This window comes from Pseudorhodoferax soli (genome assembly GCF_003337555.1).
Lineage (GTDB): Bacteria > Pseudomonadota > Gammaproteobacteria > Burkholderiales > Burkholderiaceae_C > Pseudorhodoferax > Pseudorhodoferax soli.
Genome location: NZ_QPJK01000002.1, coordinates 466124 through 481181, shown reverse-complemented (window position 1 = coordinate 481181; position 15058 = coordinate 466124). Strand labels below are relative to the sequence as shown.

Sequence of the window (15058 nt, the reverse complement as noted above, 5' to 3'; positions counted from 1 at the left end):
GGCCGGCTGGTACAGCGGCCCGTTTTGTTTTTGACCGGGGCCTTGCACGATGACCACCACCACCCACGGCCTGCGCGTTCGCAGCGGCTCGCAAGCCTGGCGGGCCGCGGTGGAGCTGCTGTCGTCGATGCGCTTCGCCATCGCGCTGCTGACCATCATCTGCGTCGCGTCCATCATCGGCACGGTGCTCAAGCAACATGAGCCGGCCAACAACTACGTCAACCAGTTCGGGCCGTTCTGGGCGCTGGTGTTCGACAAGTTCAGCCTCAATGCGGTCTACAGCGCCTGGTGGTTCCTGCTGATCCTGGCCTTCCTGGTCACCAGCACCACGCTGTGCATCGCGCGCAGCACGCCCAAGATCTTCGCGGACCTCAAGGTCTACAAGGAGAACATCCGCGCGCAGAGCCTGAATGCCTTCCACCACAAGGCCAGCGCCGTGGTCGCCGGTGCGCCCGAGGCCGCCGCCGCGCGCGTGGGCCAGGCCCTGGCGGGGGCCGGCTGGAAGGTCAAGCTGCAGCGCCGCGAGACGCCCCAGGGCGAGGGCTGGATGGTGGCGGCCAAGGCCGGCGCGGCCAACAAGTTCGGCTACATCGCGGCGCACAGCGCGATCGTGCTGGTCTGCATCGGCGGCCTGCTGGACGGCGACCTCGTGGTGCGTGCCCAGACCTGGTTCAACGGAAAGACCGTCTACAAGGGTGGCGGCATGATCGCCGACGTGGCGCCCGAGCACCGGCTGTCCATGCGCAACCCCACCTTCCGTGGCAACCTGATGGTGGCCGAGGGCACGCAGTCCAGCACCGCCATCCTGGCCCAGTCCGACGGCGTGCTGCTGCAGGACCTGCCCTTCACGGTGGAGCTCAAGAAGTTCATCGTCGAGTACTACTCGACCGGCATGCCCAAGCTGTTCGCCAGCGAGATCGTGATCCACGACCGCGAGACCGGCGCGCAGACCCCTGCACGTGTGGAGGTCAACCACCCGGCCAGCTACAAGGGTGTGGAGATCTACCAGTCCAGCTTCGACGACGGCGGCTCCAGCGTGCAGCTCAGGGCCGTGCCGCTGGTGCCGGGCGGCAAGACCTTCGAAGTCGATGGCGTGATCGGCGGCAGCACGGAGCTGAACCGCGGCAGCGAGAAGATGACGCTGGAATACCAGGCCCTGCGCGTCATCAACGTCGAGAACCTGACGGGCCAGGCTGGCAGCGCCGTGGACGTGCGCAAGGTCGACCTGCGCGGCGCCATCGATGCGCGCCTGGGCGCGGGCAACAAGACCGTCACGCACCGCGAACTGCGCAACGTGGGCCCCAGCATCACCTACCGCCTGCGCGACGCGGCCGGCCAGGCCCGCGAGTACCACAACTACATGCTGCCCGTGGACACCGGCGACGGTGTGTCGGCCTTCCTGCTGGGCGTGCGCGAGACGCCGGCCGAATCCTTCCGCTACCTGCGCGTGCCCGCCGACGAGAACGCCAGCATGGACACCTTCCTGCGGCTGCGCGCCGACCTCATGGACCCGGCGCTGCGCGCTGCGGCCGTGCGGCGCTACGCCGCGCGCGCTGTCGACCCGAAACGGCCCGAGCTGGCCGAGCAACTGGCTGCCTCCGCCGCCAAGGCCCTGGCCCTGTTCGCGGGCGAAGGCGCCGCTGGCGGGACCACGCCGCGCGGCGGCCTGCAGGCCATTGCCGACTTCATGGAGACCAATGTGCCCGAGGGCGAGCGCGGCCGCGCCGGCGAGGTGCTGGTGCGCATCCTGAACGGTGTGCTGTTCGAACTCGTGCAGATGGGCCAGGAGCGCGTGGGCGCCAAGCCGCTGGACAGCAGCGAGAAGACCCAGGGCTTCATGACGCAGGCCGTGCTCTCGCTGAGCGATGCGTCCCTGTACCCGGCGCCGATGGTGTTCCAGCTGGCCAATTTCAACCAGGTGCAGGCCAGCGTGTTCCAGGTGGCACGTGCCCCCGGACGCAACATCGTGTACCTGGGCTGCCTGTTCCTGATCCTGGGCATCTTCGCGATGCTGTATGTTCGCGAGCGCCGCCTGTGGGTCTGGATGGCGCCCCAGGGCGACGCCACCCAAGCCACCATGGCCTTGTCGTCCAACCGCAAGACGCTGGACGTGGACCGCGAATTCGACCTGCTCAAAAGCAGGCTCATTGGCGCCGAGACCGCCGCAAAGGAGTGACACCATGACCACCATCACGCGCAGCGCCGACACGCTGGTGCTCCATGAGAGCTTCCTGGCCCGCCGCAACGGGTTCGACTGGCTGTTTGCCGTGCTGGTCGTGGCAGGCGGCGTGTTCGCGTTCTCGCGCTACCACGCCGCCATGGACATCTACGAGAAGTGCATCCTGGCCGGCACCGTGCCCAGCCTGATCTGGCTGGGCTGGTTCTGGCGGCCGCTGCGCGCGCTGATGCTGGTGGTGGCGGGCCTGGCGCTGCTGGCCATCGTCTCCTACCAGGTCGATGGCCGTGGCGACCTGGCGCGCGCCGACCAGGTGTTCTGGCTCAAATACTTCCTGTCCAGCCAGTCGGCCATCCTGTGGATGAGCATGCTGTTCTTCATCAGCACGGTCTTCTACTGGGGCGGCATGGTGGCGCGCAACCCGTCTGCGGCGCTGGATCTGATCGGCTCGCGCGTGGCATGGGCGGCCGTCACGATGGCCCTGGTCGGCACCATGGTGCGCTGGTACGAGAGCCACCAGCTCGGCCCGGACATCGGCCACATCCCGGTCAGCAACCTGTACGAGGTCTTCGTGCTGTTCTGCTGGCTGACGGCCACGTTCTACCTGTATTTTGAGGACCAGTACCGCACGCGCGCGCTGGGTGCCTTCGTGATGCTCGTGATCAGCGCTGCCGTGGGTTTCCTGCTCTGGTACACGGTGGTGCGCGAGGCGCACGAGATCCAGCCGCTGGTGCCCGCCCTCAAGAGCTGGTGGATGAAGCTGCACGTGCCGGCCAACTTCGTCGGTTACGGCACCTTCGCGCTCTCCGCCATGGTGGCGTTCGCCTACCTGATCAAGCAGCAGGCCGGCCTACCTCCTGAAAAACAGCGCTGGTGGCGGCTGGCGCCGCTGTGGGCGCTGGGGGTGGTGCTGTGCTTCGAGCCCATCGTCTTCCGCCAGGGCGGCGTGGATGGCGGCAGCAGCTACTGGGCGATCTACTTCGGTGTCTCGGCGCTGATCGTCGCAGGCATCCTGTTCGGGCGGCGCCGCATCGCCGGGCGGCTGCCCGCGCTGGAGGTGCTCGACGACGTGATGTACAAGGCCATCGCCGTCGGCTTCGCCTTCTTCACCATCGCCACCGTGCTGGGCGCGCTGTGGGCGGCCGAGGCCTGGGGCGGCTACTGGAGCTGGGACCCCAAGGAGACCTGGGCGCTGATCGTCTGGCTCAACTACGCAGCCTGGCTGCACATGCGGCTCATGAAGGGCTTGCGCGGCACCGTGGCGGCCTGGTGGGCGCTGGTGGGCCTGGCGATCACGACCTTCGCCTTCCTCGGCGTCAACATGTTCCTATCCGGGCTGCACAGCTACGGAACGCTTTGAACGGCGGCCGGTCTGACCACGAACCTCTTGAGGAGCTTGCGATGCTGATCCGGACCCCAGACAACGGCTTTGACCACGGCCACGCCAGCGAGATCACGCCGCGCGGCGTCTATGCAGAGCGCCGCCAGCTCATGCGCTGGATGGCCGGTGGCGCCGCCGGTGCAGCGCTTGCCGGCTGGGCGCAGCGCGACGCGCTAGCCCAGGTGGTGCGGCCCAACAAGCTGGCGGCCCTGCCGGGCGCGCGCTCGGCCGTGGCCGGTGCCGTGACGATGGAGAAGCTGACCTCCTACGAGGACGCCAGCAGCTACAACAACTTCTACGAGTTCGGCACCGACAAGGCCGATCCGGCGCGCAACGCGCACACGCTCAAGACCGACCCGTGGAGCGTGGAGATCGAGGGCCTGGTCAAGAAACCCGGCAAGTACGCGCTCGAAGACCTGCTCAAGCTCTCCGCGCAGGAAGAGCGCATCTACCGCATGCGCTGCGTCGAGGGCTGGTCCATGGTCATCCCCTGGGTCGGCTATTCCTTGTCGGCGCTGATCCAGAAGGTGGAGCCGCAGCCGGGCGCGAAGTACGTCGAATTCCTGACGCTGGCCGATCCCAAGACCATGCCCTTCGTCGGCTCGCGCGTGCTGAGCTGGCCCTATGCCGAAGGCCTGCGCATGGACGAGGCCATGCACCCGCTGACCCTGCTGTCCTTCGGCATGTACGGCGAGGTGCTGCCCAAGCAGAATGGTGCCCCGGTGCGCCTGGTCGTGCCCTGGAAGTACGGCTTCAAGAACGCCAAGAGCATCGTCAAGATCCGCTTCGTCGACAAGGAGCCGGCGACGGCCTGGAACAAGGCCGCCGCCAACGAGTACGGCTTCTATTCCAACGTGAACCCCAACGTCGACCATCCGCGCTGGAGCCAGGCCACGGAGCGCCGCATCGGCGAGGACGGCCTGTTCGCCAAGAAGCGCAAGACGCTGCTGTTCAACGGCTACGAGGCCCAGGTCGGCCAGCTGTACGCCGGCATGGACCTCAAGAAGAACTACTGACGTGAAGCTGCTGCTGCACCCGGCCGCCAAGCCCGTGGTGTTCGCGCTGTGCCTGCTGCCGTTCGCCTGGCTGACCTGGGGGGCCTTTGCGAACACGCTGGGCGCCAACCCGGCCGAGCACCTGATCCGTGCCACCGGCGACTGGACGCTGCGCTTCCTGTGCATCGTGCTGGCGGTCAGCCCATTGCGTGTGATGGCCGGCTGGCCGGCGCTTGCGCGCTTTCGGCGCATGCTGGGCGTGTTCTGCTGGTTCTACGGCGCGCTGCACCTGCTCTGCTACGCCTGGTTCGACATGGGCCTGGACGTGCCCGACATCGCCGCCGACATCGCCAAGCGGCCGTTCATCCTGGTCGGTTTCCTGGGGCTGGTGCTGCTGACGCTGCTGGCCGCCACCTCGTTCAACCGTGCCATCAAGGCCATGGGTGCCAGGCGCTGGCAGGCGCTGCACAAGGCCGTTTACCTGGTGGCCGGCCTGGGCATCCTGCACTTCTTCTGGATGCGCTCGGGCAAGAACGACTTCGCCGAGGTCGCGGTCTATGCCGCCATCCTCGGCGTGCTGCTGGGCTGGCGGCTGTGGCGTCGCTTCAGCCCGGCAGCAGCGACTCGCCGCGCATCTGCGCCTGCGCGTCCTCGCGCGCGCGGATGAGGTGGGCGGCCTGGCCGTCGACCAGCACCTCCGCCGCCCGGCCGCGCGTGTTGTAGTTGCTGGACATGCTCATGCAGTAGGCGCCGGCCGAGAGCACGGCCAGGTGGTCGCCAGGCTGCACCGCCAGCTTGCGGTCGCGGCCCAGCCAGTCGCCGCTCTCGCAGACCGGGCCGACCACGTCGTAGACGGCCGGTGCATCGGCGCGCGGCGCCAGCGGCACGATCTGGTGGAAGGCCTGGTACATGGCCGGGCGCGGCAGGTCGTTCATGGCCGCGTCGACGATGCAGAAGTTCTTCTGCGTGCCGGGCTTGAGGTAGAGCACCTCCGTCAGGCACAACCCGGCGTTGCCGACGAGCGAGCGGCCGGGCTCGATCATGAGCAGGCGGTCGCCGTAGCCGCGTGCATCCAGCTTGGCCAGCAGCTGCTGCCACAGGCCGTCGGCCGCCGGTGGCGCGTCGTCGCCAGGTGCGCCGTAGACGATGCCCAGGCCGCCGCCGAAGTCGATGTGCGCGATGGGGATGCCAGCCGCCTCGACCGCGTCCACCAGATCGAGCACGCGGTCCATCGCGTCCAGGTAGGGCGAGGCATCGGTGATCTGCGATCCGATGTGGCAATCGATGCCGACCACCTGCAGGCCTGCCAGGCGGGCTGCATGGCGGTACAGCGCCAACGCCTCGTCGTGCGCCACGCCGAACTTGTTGCCCTTCAGGCCGGTGGAGATGTAGGGGTGGGTCTTGGCGTCCACGTCGGGGTTCACGCGGATGCTCACGCGGGCGCGGCTGCCGTGCGCACGTGCCACCTCGTCGAGCACGTCGAGTTCGGCCGCACTCTCCACGTTGAAGCAGGCAATGCCATGGTCCAGCGCCTGGCGCATCTCGGCGCGGGTCTTGCCCACGCCCGAGAAGATCACCTTGGCCGGGTCGCCACCGGCGGCCAGCACGCGCTGCAGTTCGCCGCCCGAGACGATGTCGAAGCCGCATCCCGCACGCGCGAACAGCTGCAGCACGGCCAGCGTGGAGTTGGCCTTCATCGCATAGCAGATCTGCGCCCGCCGGCCGGCGAAGCCGCGCTGGTACGCCGCGAGCGCGTCCAGCATCGCGGCCTTGGAGTAGACGAAGAGCGGTGTGCCGTGCGTGGCCGCCAGGTCGGCCAGGCGCACGCCTTCGGTGTGCAGCGCGCCGTCGCGCTGGTGGACATGGGGATGGCCGGGCAGGGGCGTGTTGGTCATGGTGCGGGCAGCGAAAAGAGGAAGATGTTATGCAGGCCCGGCCAGGCAAGCCATGTGCAAAGCAAGGCCTGCGCCTGCCAAGGCCTGGAATTCAACGGCGCTGGCGCCGACCGGCCTTCAGTTGCGGGGCAGCGGCAGGGGCTGGGTCGCGGGCGTCAGCGAAGGCAGTTCCTGGGCTTCGGGCGCCGGGGTGGCCGAAGCCGGCATCGAGGGGCGCAGGGCCTGACCGAGCGAGGCCCGGTTGCGCGCAGCAGGGTCCTTGGCGTAGTACAGATCGCCCTTCTGGCCGCATGCTGCAGCCAGCAGCGCCAGCAAGGCCGCACCTAGAATCTTTGGCATAGAAGACATCCGCAAAATTATGACCGACCCCGAATTCATGGACCTTGCCGAGCAACTCCTGGCGGCCGTGGAAGCCAGTTGCGACCGCATCAACGACGAGAGCGATGCCGACCTGGACAACCAGCGCGTGGGCGGCATGGTCACGCTGGCCTTCCCCAATGGCAGCCAGATCGTCGTCAACCTGCAAAAGCCGCTGCACGAAGTCTGGCTGGCCGCCCAATCCGGCGGCTACCACTACCGCTTCGCCGATGGCCAGTGGCGCGACACCAAGGGCGGCGCCGAGTTCTTCGCCCAGCTCTCGCGCGACGCGAGCGCCCAGGCGGGCCAGGCGCTCGTCTTCTCCTAGTTTCTGAACAGGTCGAGGATGCGGTTGCGTTCCTCGGCCGGCGGCGGCGCTGCCACCGTGCCGCCGTTGCCGTTGCTGTTGGGCAGCGGCGCGTCCAGGCCCAGGCTGTTGACGCCGGCGTTGTGGGCATATTCCTCGTAGAACCACTCGCCACCGCTGTTCACCACGCCAGGCGGCGGGGTCAGCGCAACCACCGGCACGCCCTTGAGCGCCGTCTCCATGAAATTGATCCACACCGGCAGAGAGAGGCCGCCGCCGGTCTCGCGTGAGCCCAGGTTGCGCGGCTGGTCGTAGCCGATCCAGGTGACGGCCGCCAGCGTGGGCTGGTAGCCGGCGAACCAGGCGTCGATGGCATCGTTGGTGGTGCCGGTCTTGCCGTAGACGTCCGGGCGCTTGAGCGTGGCCTGCGCGCGCGCGGCCGTGCCGCGCAGCGTGACCTCGTTCAACAGGCTGTTCATCAGGAAGGCGTTGCGCGCCGGGATGGTGCGCATGGACTCGTCCAGCACCGGCGCCTGGGTCTCCACCAGCGCGCGGCCCTTGTGGTCGGTCACCTTGGCGATCAGCCAGGGGTTGACGCGGTAGCCGCCGTTGGCGAACACCGAATAGGCCGCCACCATCTGCATGGGGGTGACCGAGCCCGCACCCAGCGCCATGGTCAGGTAGGCCGGGTGGCGCTCGGCCTCGAAGCCGAAGTGCGTGATCCAGTCCTGCGCGTTCTTGGCGCCCACGGCCTGCAGCACGCGGATGGAGATCATGTTCTTGGACTTTGCGAGGCCCGTGCGCAGGGTCATCGGGCCGTCAAACTTGCCGTCGTAGTTCTTGGGCTCCCAGGGCTGGCCGCCGGTGAAGCCTGCATCGAAGAACAGCGGCGCGTCGTTGACCACGGTGGCCGGCGTGAAGCCTTTCTCCAGCGCGGCCGAGTAGATGAAGGGCTTGAAGCTGGAGCCCGGCTGGCGCCAGGCCTGGGTGGCGTGGTTGAACTTGTTCTTCTGAAAATCGAAACCGCCCACCAGCGCGCGCACGGCGCCAGTGCGCGGGTCCATGGCCACGAAGGCGCCTTCGACCTCGGGCAGCTGGGTGATCTCCCAGGTGTTCTTGGGCGTCTTGACCGCACGGATCACGGCGCCGCGGCGGATCTTGATGTTGGGCGGGGCCGCAGCGGCCAGGCCCGACTGCGCGGGCTTCAGGCCGTCGCCCGTGATTTCGACCTCGTCGCCATTGCCGCGCACCGCGAGGATGCGCTTGGGCGTGGCCTCCAGCACCACGGCGGACAGCACGTCGCCGTTGTCGGGATGGCCCAGCAGCACGTCGTCGATGGCGTCTTCCAGTTCCGCGCCGCCAGCGGGCAGCGTGACGAACTTCTCCGGGCCGCGGTAGATCTGCCGGCGCTCGAAATCCATGATGCCGCGGCGCAGTGCGTTGTAGGCGGCGACCTGGTCGCTGGAACTGAGGGTGGTGTAGACGTTCAGGCCGCGCGTGTAGGTGGCGTCGCCGTATTGCGCGTACATCAGCTGGCGCACCGTCTCGGCGACGAACTCGCCGTGCACGCGCGTGCCCTCGTTGCCTGGGCGGATGCGCAGCTCCTCGGTCTTGGCCTGCTGGGCCTGGGCGGCCGTGATGAAGCCGTTCTCCAGCATGCGGTCGATGATGTAGAGCTGGCGCACACGGGCGCGGTTCGGGTTGCTGATGGGGTTGTAGGCCGAAGGCGCCTTGGGCAGGCCGGCCAGCATGGCGGCCTGGGCGACCGTGATGTCCTTGAGCGGGCGGCCGAAGTAGGTTTCCGAGGCCGCAGCGAAGCCATAGGCCCGGTTGCCCAGGAAGATCTGGTTCATGTAGATCTCCAGGATCTTGTCCTTGGAGAGCAGGTGCTCCAGCTTGAAGGTCAGCAAAATCTCGTAGATCTTGCGCGTGTAGGTCTTCTCGGAGGAGAGGTAGACGTTGCGCGCCACCTGCATGGTGATGGTGGAGGCGCCCTGGCTCTTGAAGCTGCCCAGGTTGGCCAGCGCCGCACGGGCCACGCCCTTGTAGTCCACGCCGCCGTGTTCGTAGAAGCGGGCGTCCTCGATGGCCAGCACCGCGTCTTTCATGACCTTCGGGATCTCGGCGATCGGCATGAGGTTGCGGCGTTCTTCGCCGAACTCGCCCAGGAGCAGGTTGTCGGCCGAGTACACACGCAACGGCAGCTTGGGCCGGTAGTCGGCCAGGTCGGAGATGTCGGGCAGGTTCGGGTAGGCCACTGCCAGGGCGATCGCCACCATCAGGCCCACGGCCGCGACGCCCGCCGCAGCGATGCCCACGAGCCAGACCAGCACGCGGCCGACCCATGCCCACGGGCCGCGCGGGGTGGAGGGGGCGGCCTTGGGAGCGTCGCCGGGGGAAGACTTTGAAGGCATAGAGACTCGCGGGATGGCGCCGGCCGGGGCCGGACGCGGGCCGTCATTTTGCCCTGCGGCCCGCGGGCTGCGGCATGCATGCCCACGGCCCGCGCCCTGCGGTTGTTACAAATCGGCGCACCTTGCGGTCCGCGGGCGTCGGCTTTTGGCAACGTCGCATGTGCAACGGCGTACACAAAGCGGTCACGCACCAAACTGTTGCTGATAGCATCCATAAAGCTTGTCAGCATTTGTAGCGATTTCTGAGCAATTCAGGGGCCTTGATTGATCTCTTTGGGGACGATGTTCAGCCGTAGACCGGCCCCGTTGCTGGGGATCGACATCAGTTCGTCCAGCATCAAGCTGGTGGAACTGGACCATGATCCCGCTGGGCGCCTGCTGCTGACCCGCTGCGCCATCGAGCCGCTGGAGAGCGGCTGGATCACCGACGGCAACATCGAGAAGTTCGACGAAGTGGCGCAGGCCCTGCGCCGTCTCGTCAAGCGCAGTGGCACGCGCACCAGGAACGTGGCCATGGCGTTGCCGCCCTCGGCCGTCATCACCAAGAAGATCGCACTGCCCGGCGGCTTGACCGAGCAGGAGATGGAGTTCCAGGTCGAGTCCGAGGCCAACCAGTACATCCCGTTCTCGCTCGACGAAGTGAGCCTGGATTTCTGCGTGGTCGGGCCGAGCGCCGGTGGCTCCGGCGACGTGGAGGTGCTGATCGCCGCCTCGCGCAAGGAGAAGGTGCAGGACCGCCAGGGCCTGGCCGAGGCGGCGGGCCTGACCCCGGTGGTGCTGGACATCGAGTCCTTTGCTTCGCGGCTGGCCGTCGGCCGGCTGGTCGCGCAATTGCCGAACGAAGGCGCTGGCCAGATCGTGGCCCTGTTCGAAATCGGCGCCATGACCACCAGCATGCAGGTGCTGCGCGATGGCGAGGTGCTGTACGACCGCGACCAGGCCTTCGGCGGCGCGCAGCTCACCCAGATGATCGTGCGCCAGTACGGCTTCTCGGCCGAGGAGGCCGAACAGAAGAAGCGCAGCGGCGAGCTGCCGCCGGACTATTCCAGCAGCGTGCTGGCGCCGTTCGTCGAGGGGCTCTCCCAGGAAATCGGCCGAGCGCTGCAGTTCTTCTTCACGAGCACTCCGCACAACAAGGTGGACCACGTGATGCTGGCCGGCGGCTCCGCGCCGCTGGCGGGGCTGACGGAAGCCGTCACGCTGCACTCCTCGTTTCCGTGCCACCTCGCCAATCCCTTCGACGGCATGGAGATGGGCAAGGACGTGCGCACAGCGCGCATGGGCCGCGAGGCGCCCGCCTACCTGACCTCCTGCGGCCTGGCGCTGCGCAGGTTCCCATGAGCGCCGCGCCGGGCCGCCCCAAGCAAGCTCGCTCCCGCCTGGCGGGACAGGCCGCAGGCCGAAGGGTGCAGTCATGACGACGGTGCGCATCAACCTGTTGCCTCACCGCGAGGCGGCGCGCAAGGCCCGCAAGGAGGCCTTCCAGGTCATGCTGGGCGTCTCTGCCCTGGTCGGCCTGGCGGTGGCTGGCGCCATCTACCTGTGGTTCCAGGCGCGCATCGAGAACCAGCAGGAGCGCAACCAGTTCCTGCAGGCGCAGATCCGGACACTGGACGTGCAGATCAAGGAGATCGCCACGATCGAGCAGGAGATCGCGGCGCTGACGGCACGCCAGAAGGCGGTGGAAGACCTGCAGGCCGACCGCAACCTGCCCGTGCACCTGCTCAACGAGCTCGTCAAGCAGCTGCCCGACGGGGTCTACATCACCAGCCTCAAGCAGGACGACCAGGCCGTCACGCTGCAGGGCGTGGCCCAGTCGAACGAGCGCATCTCCGAGCTGCTCCGCAACCTGGCCGAGAACACGCCCTGGCTGTCCAGGCCGGACCTGGCCGAGATCGTCGCGGGCAACGTGGCCCTGAGCCCACGCGACAACCGGCGCGTGGCCAATTTCAACCTGCGTGTGCGCCTGGTGCGCGCTAGCGAGGTCGAGGCGGCCGCCAAGGCGGCTTCGGCGCCGGCCGTGGCGAAACCCTGAAGAAGCGAGCGCCATGGCGACCCAATCCAAGAAGGCCCGCTCCCTCGATGTCGCTGCGCTGCAGGCTCGGATGGCCGGGCAGTTCCGCAACCTGCATCCGTCCGATCCTTCCCAGTGGCCGCCCCTGCCGCGCGCGCTGCTGCTGGCCTTCGTGGCGCTCGCCGTGCTGGCAGTGGCCTGGTTCGCTTACCTCAGCAGCTTCGAAGACGACCTGATCGCCGAGCAGGGCAAGGAAACGGAACTGCGCCAGGCGTACGAGACACGCCTGGTCAAGGCCGTGAACCTGGACGCCCTCAAGAAGCAGCGCGAGCAGATCCAGCAGTACGTGACGCAGCTGGAGCGCCAGCTGCCCAGCAAGGCCGAGATGGCGGCACTGCTGTCCGACGTGAACCAGGCCGGCCTGGGACGCAGCCTGCAGTTCGACCTGTTCCGTCCGGGCCAGGTCGTGGTGCGCCCCTACTACGCCGAACTGCCGATCGCCTTGCGCGTGACGGGCCGCTTCCACGACGTCGGCGCCTTCGCGGCCGACGTGGCCAACCTCTCGCGCATCGTGACCTTGAACAACATCAGCATCGTGCCCGCCCGCGACGGCGCGCTGACCATGGATGCCACGGCGCGCACCTTCCGCTACCTGGACGCCGACGAGATCGCCGCCCAGAAGATCCCCGCCAAGGGGGGCGGCAAGTGAGCCGGCTGCTGCGCTGGGCCGGGCTGGGGGCCTGGGTGTGCGCTGTGCTGTTGCTGGGCGCTTGCACCGGCAACGACCAGGACGAGCTGCAGCAGTGGATGGCCGAGCGGCGCAGCCAGGTACGCACCAAGGTGACGCCGCTGTCGCCCCCCAAGCAGTTCGTGCCGCAGGCCTACACGCAGGAGGCGTCCGTCGACCCGTTCAGCCAGCAGCGGCTGGCCTCGGTGCTGCGGCAGGATGCGGCGCCGACGGCCAGCAACAGTGGCCTGATCGGCCCCGAGCTGGCACGCCGCAAGGAGCCGCTGGAGGCCTATCCGCTGGACGCCATGGCCCTGGTCGGCAGCCTGCGCCGCGCCGGCGCGCCGGTGGCGCTGGTCCGCGTGGACAACCTGCTCTACCAGGTCCGGGTCGGCGAGCACCTGGGCCAGAACTACGGGAAAGTCACCAAGATCGACGAAGCGGAGGTGCTCCTGCGCGAGATCGTGCAGGACGGCAGCGGCGAGTGGATCGAGCGCGCGGCGAGTCTGCAGCTGCAGGAGAAAGTCAAATGAACAAGCACAACCACCGTCCCCGCAGCATCCTGGCGCGAGGCATGGCAGCGCTCGGGCTGGCCCTGGCCTGCTGCGGCGCCTGGGCCGTGCCGACCATCCAGTCGGTCAGCGGCGCGGTGCAGAACGGCTCGGAGATCGTGCGCATCGACCTCAGCGAAGCCCCGGCAGCCCTGCCGGCCGGCGTGGCCATCCAGTCGCCGGCGCGCATCGCGCTGGACTTCGCGGGCGTGGCAAGCACGATGCCGCGCACGCCCATCGACATCAACCAGGGCAACCTGCGCTCGGCCAGCGTGCTCAGCGTGGGCGATCGCTCCCGTGTGGTGCTCAACCTCAAGCAGGCCACCTCGTACAAGGCCTTGCTGCAGGGCAACTCGGTGCTGATCGTGCTCGACCCCGTGGCGTCGGCACTGCCGGCCAGCCCGGCCCCGGTGTTCCCCGATGCCGGGGCACAGGGCCGTGCGGCGTTGCGCGACCTGGACTTCCGGCGCGGCACCGACAGCACCGGCCGCGTGGTCGTGGGCCTGGGCAACAGCCAGGTCGGCGTGGACGTGCGCCAGCAAGGCCAGAGCCTGGTGGTGGAGTTCCTCAACTCCTCGTTGCCCGAAGGACTGCGGCGCCGGCTGGACGTGGCCGACTTCGGCACACCGGTGCAGACCGTTTCCACCTTCCAGGTGGGCGACCGGGTGCGCATGGTCATCGAGCCGCGCGGCAACTGGGAGCACAGCGCCTACCAGAGCGAAGGCCAGTTCGTGGTCGAGGTGCGGCCGCAGCGCGTCGACCCGAACCGCCTGAGCCAGGGCCCGGGCTTCAGCGGCGAGAAGCTGTCGCTGAACTTCCAGAACATCGAGGTGCGCGCCTTGCTGCAGGTGATCGCCGATTTCACCAACTTCAACGTGGTGACCTCCGATTCGGTCACCGGCGCGGTGACGCTGCGGCTCAAGGACGTGCCCTGGGACCAGGCGCTGCAGATCATCATGGACGCCAAGGGCCTGGGCATGGAGAAGAGCGGCAGCGTGCTGTGGATCGCGCCCAAGGACGAGATCGACGCGCGCAAGAAGAAGGACCTGGAGTCCGCCGCGGCGCTGGAGAACCTGGAGCCGCTGCGCACCCAGTCCTTCCAGATGAACTATGCGCGGGCCACCGACATCGCCACGCAGATCACCAACGCGGGCGGTGGCGGCAGCGGCAGCTCCGGCAACAGCCGCTTTCTGAGCAGCCGCGGCACGGCCATCCCCGAGCCGCGCACCAACCAGCTGTTCGTGACCGACGTCGCGAGCCGGCTCGAGGCCGTCAACGAACTGATCAAGAAGCTCGACGTGGCGGTGCGCCAGGTGCTGATCGAGGCGCGCATCGTCGAAGCGTCCGACACCTTCGGCAAGTCCATCGGCGTGCGGCTCGGTGGCGGCAACGGCAACGGCTACAGCCTGGGCGGCGGCAACCGGATCGTCGCGGGCACCAGCTACAGCAATGCCGTCGCCGCTGCCAACGGCAACGCGATCAACACCAGCAGCAACTTCGTCAACCTGCCCGCCACGACCCAGGGCAGTGCGACGGACGCAGCGACCTTTGCGGTGTCCATCTTCAAGGAGGGCGTCGGCCGCTTCTTGTCGCTGGAGCTGTCTGCCATGGAGGCCGACGGCAAGGGCAAGGTGGTGTCCAGCCCGCGCGTGGTGACGGCCGACCAGACCAAGGCCTTGATCGAGCAGGGCACCGAGCTGCCCTACCAGGTCGCCACCTCGAGCGGCGCGACCTCGATCGCATTCCGCAAGGCCAACCTCAAGCTGGAGGTGACGCCGCAGATCACGCCCGAGGGCAACATCATCCTGGACCTGGACGTGAACAAGGACAGCGTGGGCCAGAGCACCTCGGCCGGTTTTGCCATCAACACCAAGCACATCAAGACCCAGGTGCTGGTGGAGAACGGCGGCACGGTGGTGATCGGCGGCATCTTCGAGCTGACCGAGAACGATGACGTGACCAAGGTGCCGCTGCTGGGCGACATCCCGATCGCGGGCAACCTGTTCAAGAGCCGCACGCGCACCTCCAACAAGACGGAGATGCTGGTGTTCATCACGCCGAAGATGATCGCGGACCGGATGGCGGGACGCTGAGGCGCCGGCCTGCGGCGCAGACACAGAATCACAAGAGGGAAGAGCTATGCGTTGGATGCGATACCTTGCGGCTGTGGCCGTGGCTGGATTGGTGGTGGCTTGTGGGGGTGGGGGTAGCTCCACCGGCAGTTCCGGAGGCGGGACCATT

At 68.0% G+C, this 15058-nt stretch carries 13 protein-coding genes; 10 read left to right on the top strand and 3 right to left on the bottom strand.

The annotated features are described in order from the left end of the window. Positions 1-49: 49 nt before the first annotated feature. Genes DES41_RS08950 through DES41_RS08935 form a run of 4 tightly spaced genes read left to right on the top strand, consistent with a single transcriptional unit; the run spans position 50 to position 5219 of the window. Positions 50-2176, top strand: a complete 2127-nt coding sequence (locus DES41_RS08950) for a cytochrome c biogenesis protein ResB (RefSeq protein WP_114467285.1) — start codon at positions 50-52, stop codon at positions 2174-2176. 4 nt (positions 2177-2180) lie between these two features. Then, entirely contained in the window at positions 2181-3536 is a 1356-nt protein-coding gene (gene ccsB, locus DES41_RS08945; RefSeq protein WP_114467284.1) for a c-type cytochrome biogenesis protein CcsB, read from the top strand. A gap of 41 nt (positions 3537-3577) precedes the next feature. Then, positions 3578-4573, top strand: coding sequence for a protein-methionine-sulfoxide reductase catalytic subunit MsrP (gene msrP, locus DES41_RS08940; protein WP_114467283.1), 996 nt, complete (start codon positions 3578-3580; stop codon positions 4571-4573). 1 nt (position 4574) lies between these two features. Beyond that, on the top strand, positions 4575-5219 hold the full coding sequence (locus DES41_RS08935) for a protein-methionine-sulfoxide reductase heme-binding subunit MsrQ (protein ID WP_114467282.1): 645 nt from the start codon (positions 4575-4577) through the stop codon (positions 5217-5219). On the opposite strand, the gene lysA is transcribed toward DES41_RS08935, so the two are convergent. Both lysA and lptM read right to left on the bottom strand, forming a co-directional pair. Further along, the gene (gene lysA, locus DES41_RS08930) at positions 5158-6447 is read right to left on the bottom strand and encodes a diaminopimelate decarboxylase (RefSeq protein WP_114467281.1); all 1290 of its coding nucleotides are present in this window, start codon (positions 6445-6447) and stop codon (positions 5158-5160) included. The two genes, DES41_RS08935 and lysA, sit on opposite strands and share 62 nt — an antisense overlap. A gap of 117 nt (positions 6448-6564) precedes the next feature. Then, positions 6565-6786: an LPS translocon maturation chaperone LptM gene (lptM, locus tag DES41_RS08925; RefSeq protein WP_170168112.1), complete on the bottom strand. Its 222-nt coding sequence runs from the start codon at positions 6784-6786 to the stop codon at positions 6565-6567. 19 nt (positions 6787-6805) lie between these two features. Between lptM and cyaY the strand changes: the two genes are divergently transcribed. Next, positions 6806-7132 (top strand): iron donor protein CyaY, encoded by a 327-nt coding sequence (cyaY, locus tag DES41_RS08920; protein WP_114467279.1) that lies wholly within the window; start codon positions 6806-6808, stop codon positions 7130-7132. Here cyaY and DES41_RS08915 read toward each other — a convergent pair. Further along, a complete protein-coding gene (locus tag DES41_RS08915; protein ID WP_114467278.1) occupies positions 7129-9525 on the bottom strand; it encodes a penicillin-binding protein 1A in 2397 nt (798 codons plus the stop codon). The two genes, cyaY and DES41_RS08915, sit on opposite strands and share 4 nt — an antisense overlap. A gap of 282 nt (positions 9526-9807) precedes the next feature. Between DES41_RS08915 and DES41_RS08910 the strand changes: the two genes are divergently transcribed. From DES41_RS08910 to DES41_RS08890, 5 genes are all read left to right on the top strand, one after another. Then, entirely contained in the window at positions 9808-10866 is a 1059-nt protein-coding gene (locus DES41_RS08910; protein WP_425466344.1) for a pilus assembly protein PilM, read from the top strand. 73 nt (positions 10867-10939) lie between these two features. Then, complete coding sequence (locus DES41_RS08905; RefSeq protein WP_114467276.1) at positions 10940-11560, top strand: PilN domain-containing protein; 621 nt, start codon at positions 10940-10942, stop codon at positions 11558-11560. Positions 11561-11573: 13 nt separating this feature from the next. Further along, complete coding sequence (locus tag DES41_RS08900; protein ID WP_114467275.1) at positions 11574-12248, top strand: type IV pilus inner membrane component PilO; 675 nt, start codon at positions 11574-11576, stop codon at positions 12246-12248. Further along, positions 12245-12799 carry a pilus assembly protein PilP gene (locus DES41_RS08895; RefSeq protein WP_114467274.1) on the top strand — a complete coding sequence of 185 codons (555 nt, stop codon included), beginning with the start codon at positions 12245-12247 and terminating at the stop codon, positions 12797-12799. Before DES41_RS08900 ends, DES41_RS08895 begins: the two co-directional genes overlap by 4 nt. Further along, positions 12796-14910 (top strand): type IV pilus secretin PilQ, encoded by a 2115-nt coding sequence (locus DES41_RS08890; protein WP_114467273.1) that lies wholly within the window; start codon positions 12796-12798, stop codon positions 14908-14910. The genes DES41_RS08895 and DES41_RS08890 overlap by 4 nt, the downstream gene beginning before the upstream one ends. Positions 14911-15058: the final 148 nt, after the last annotated feature.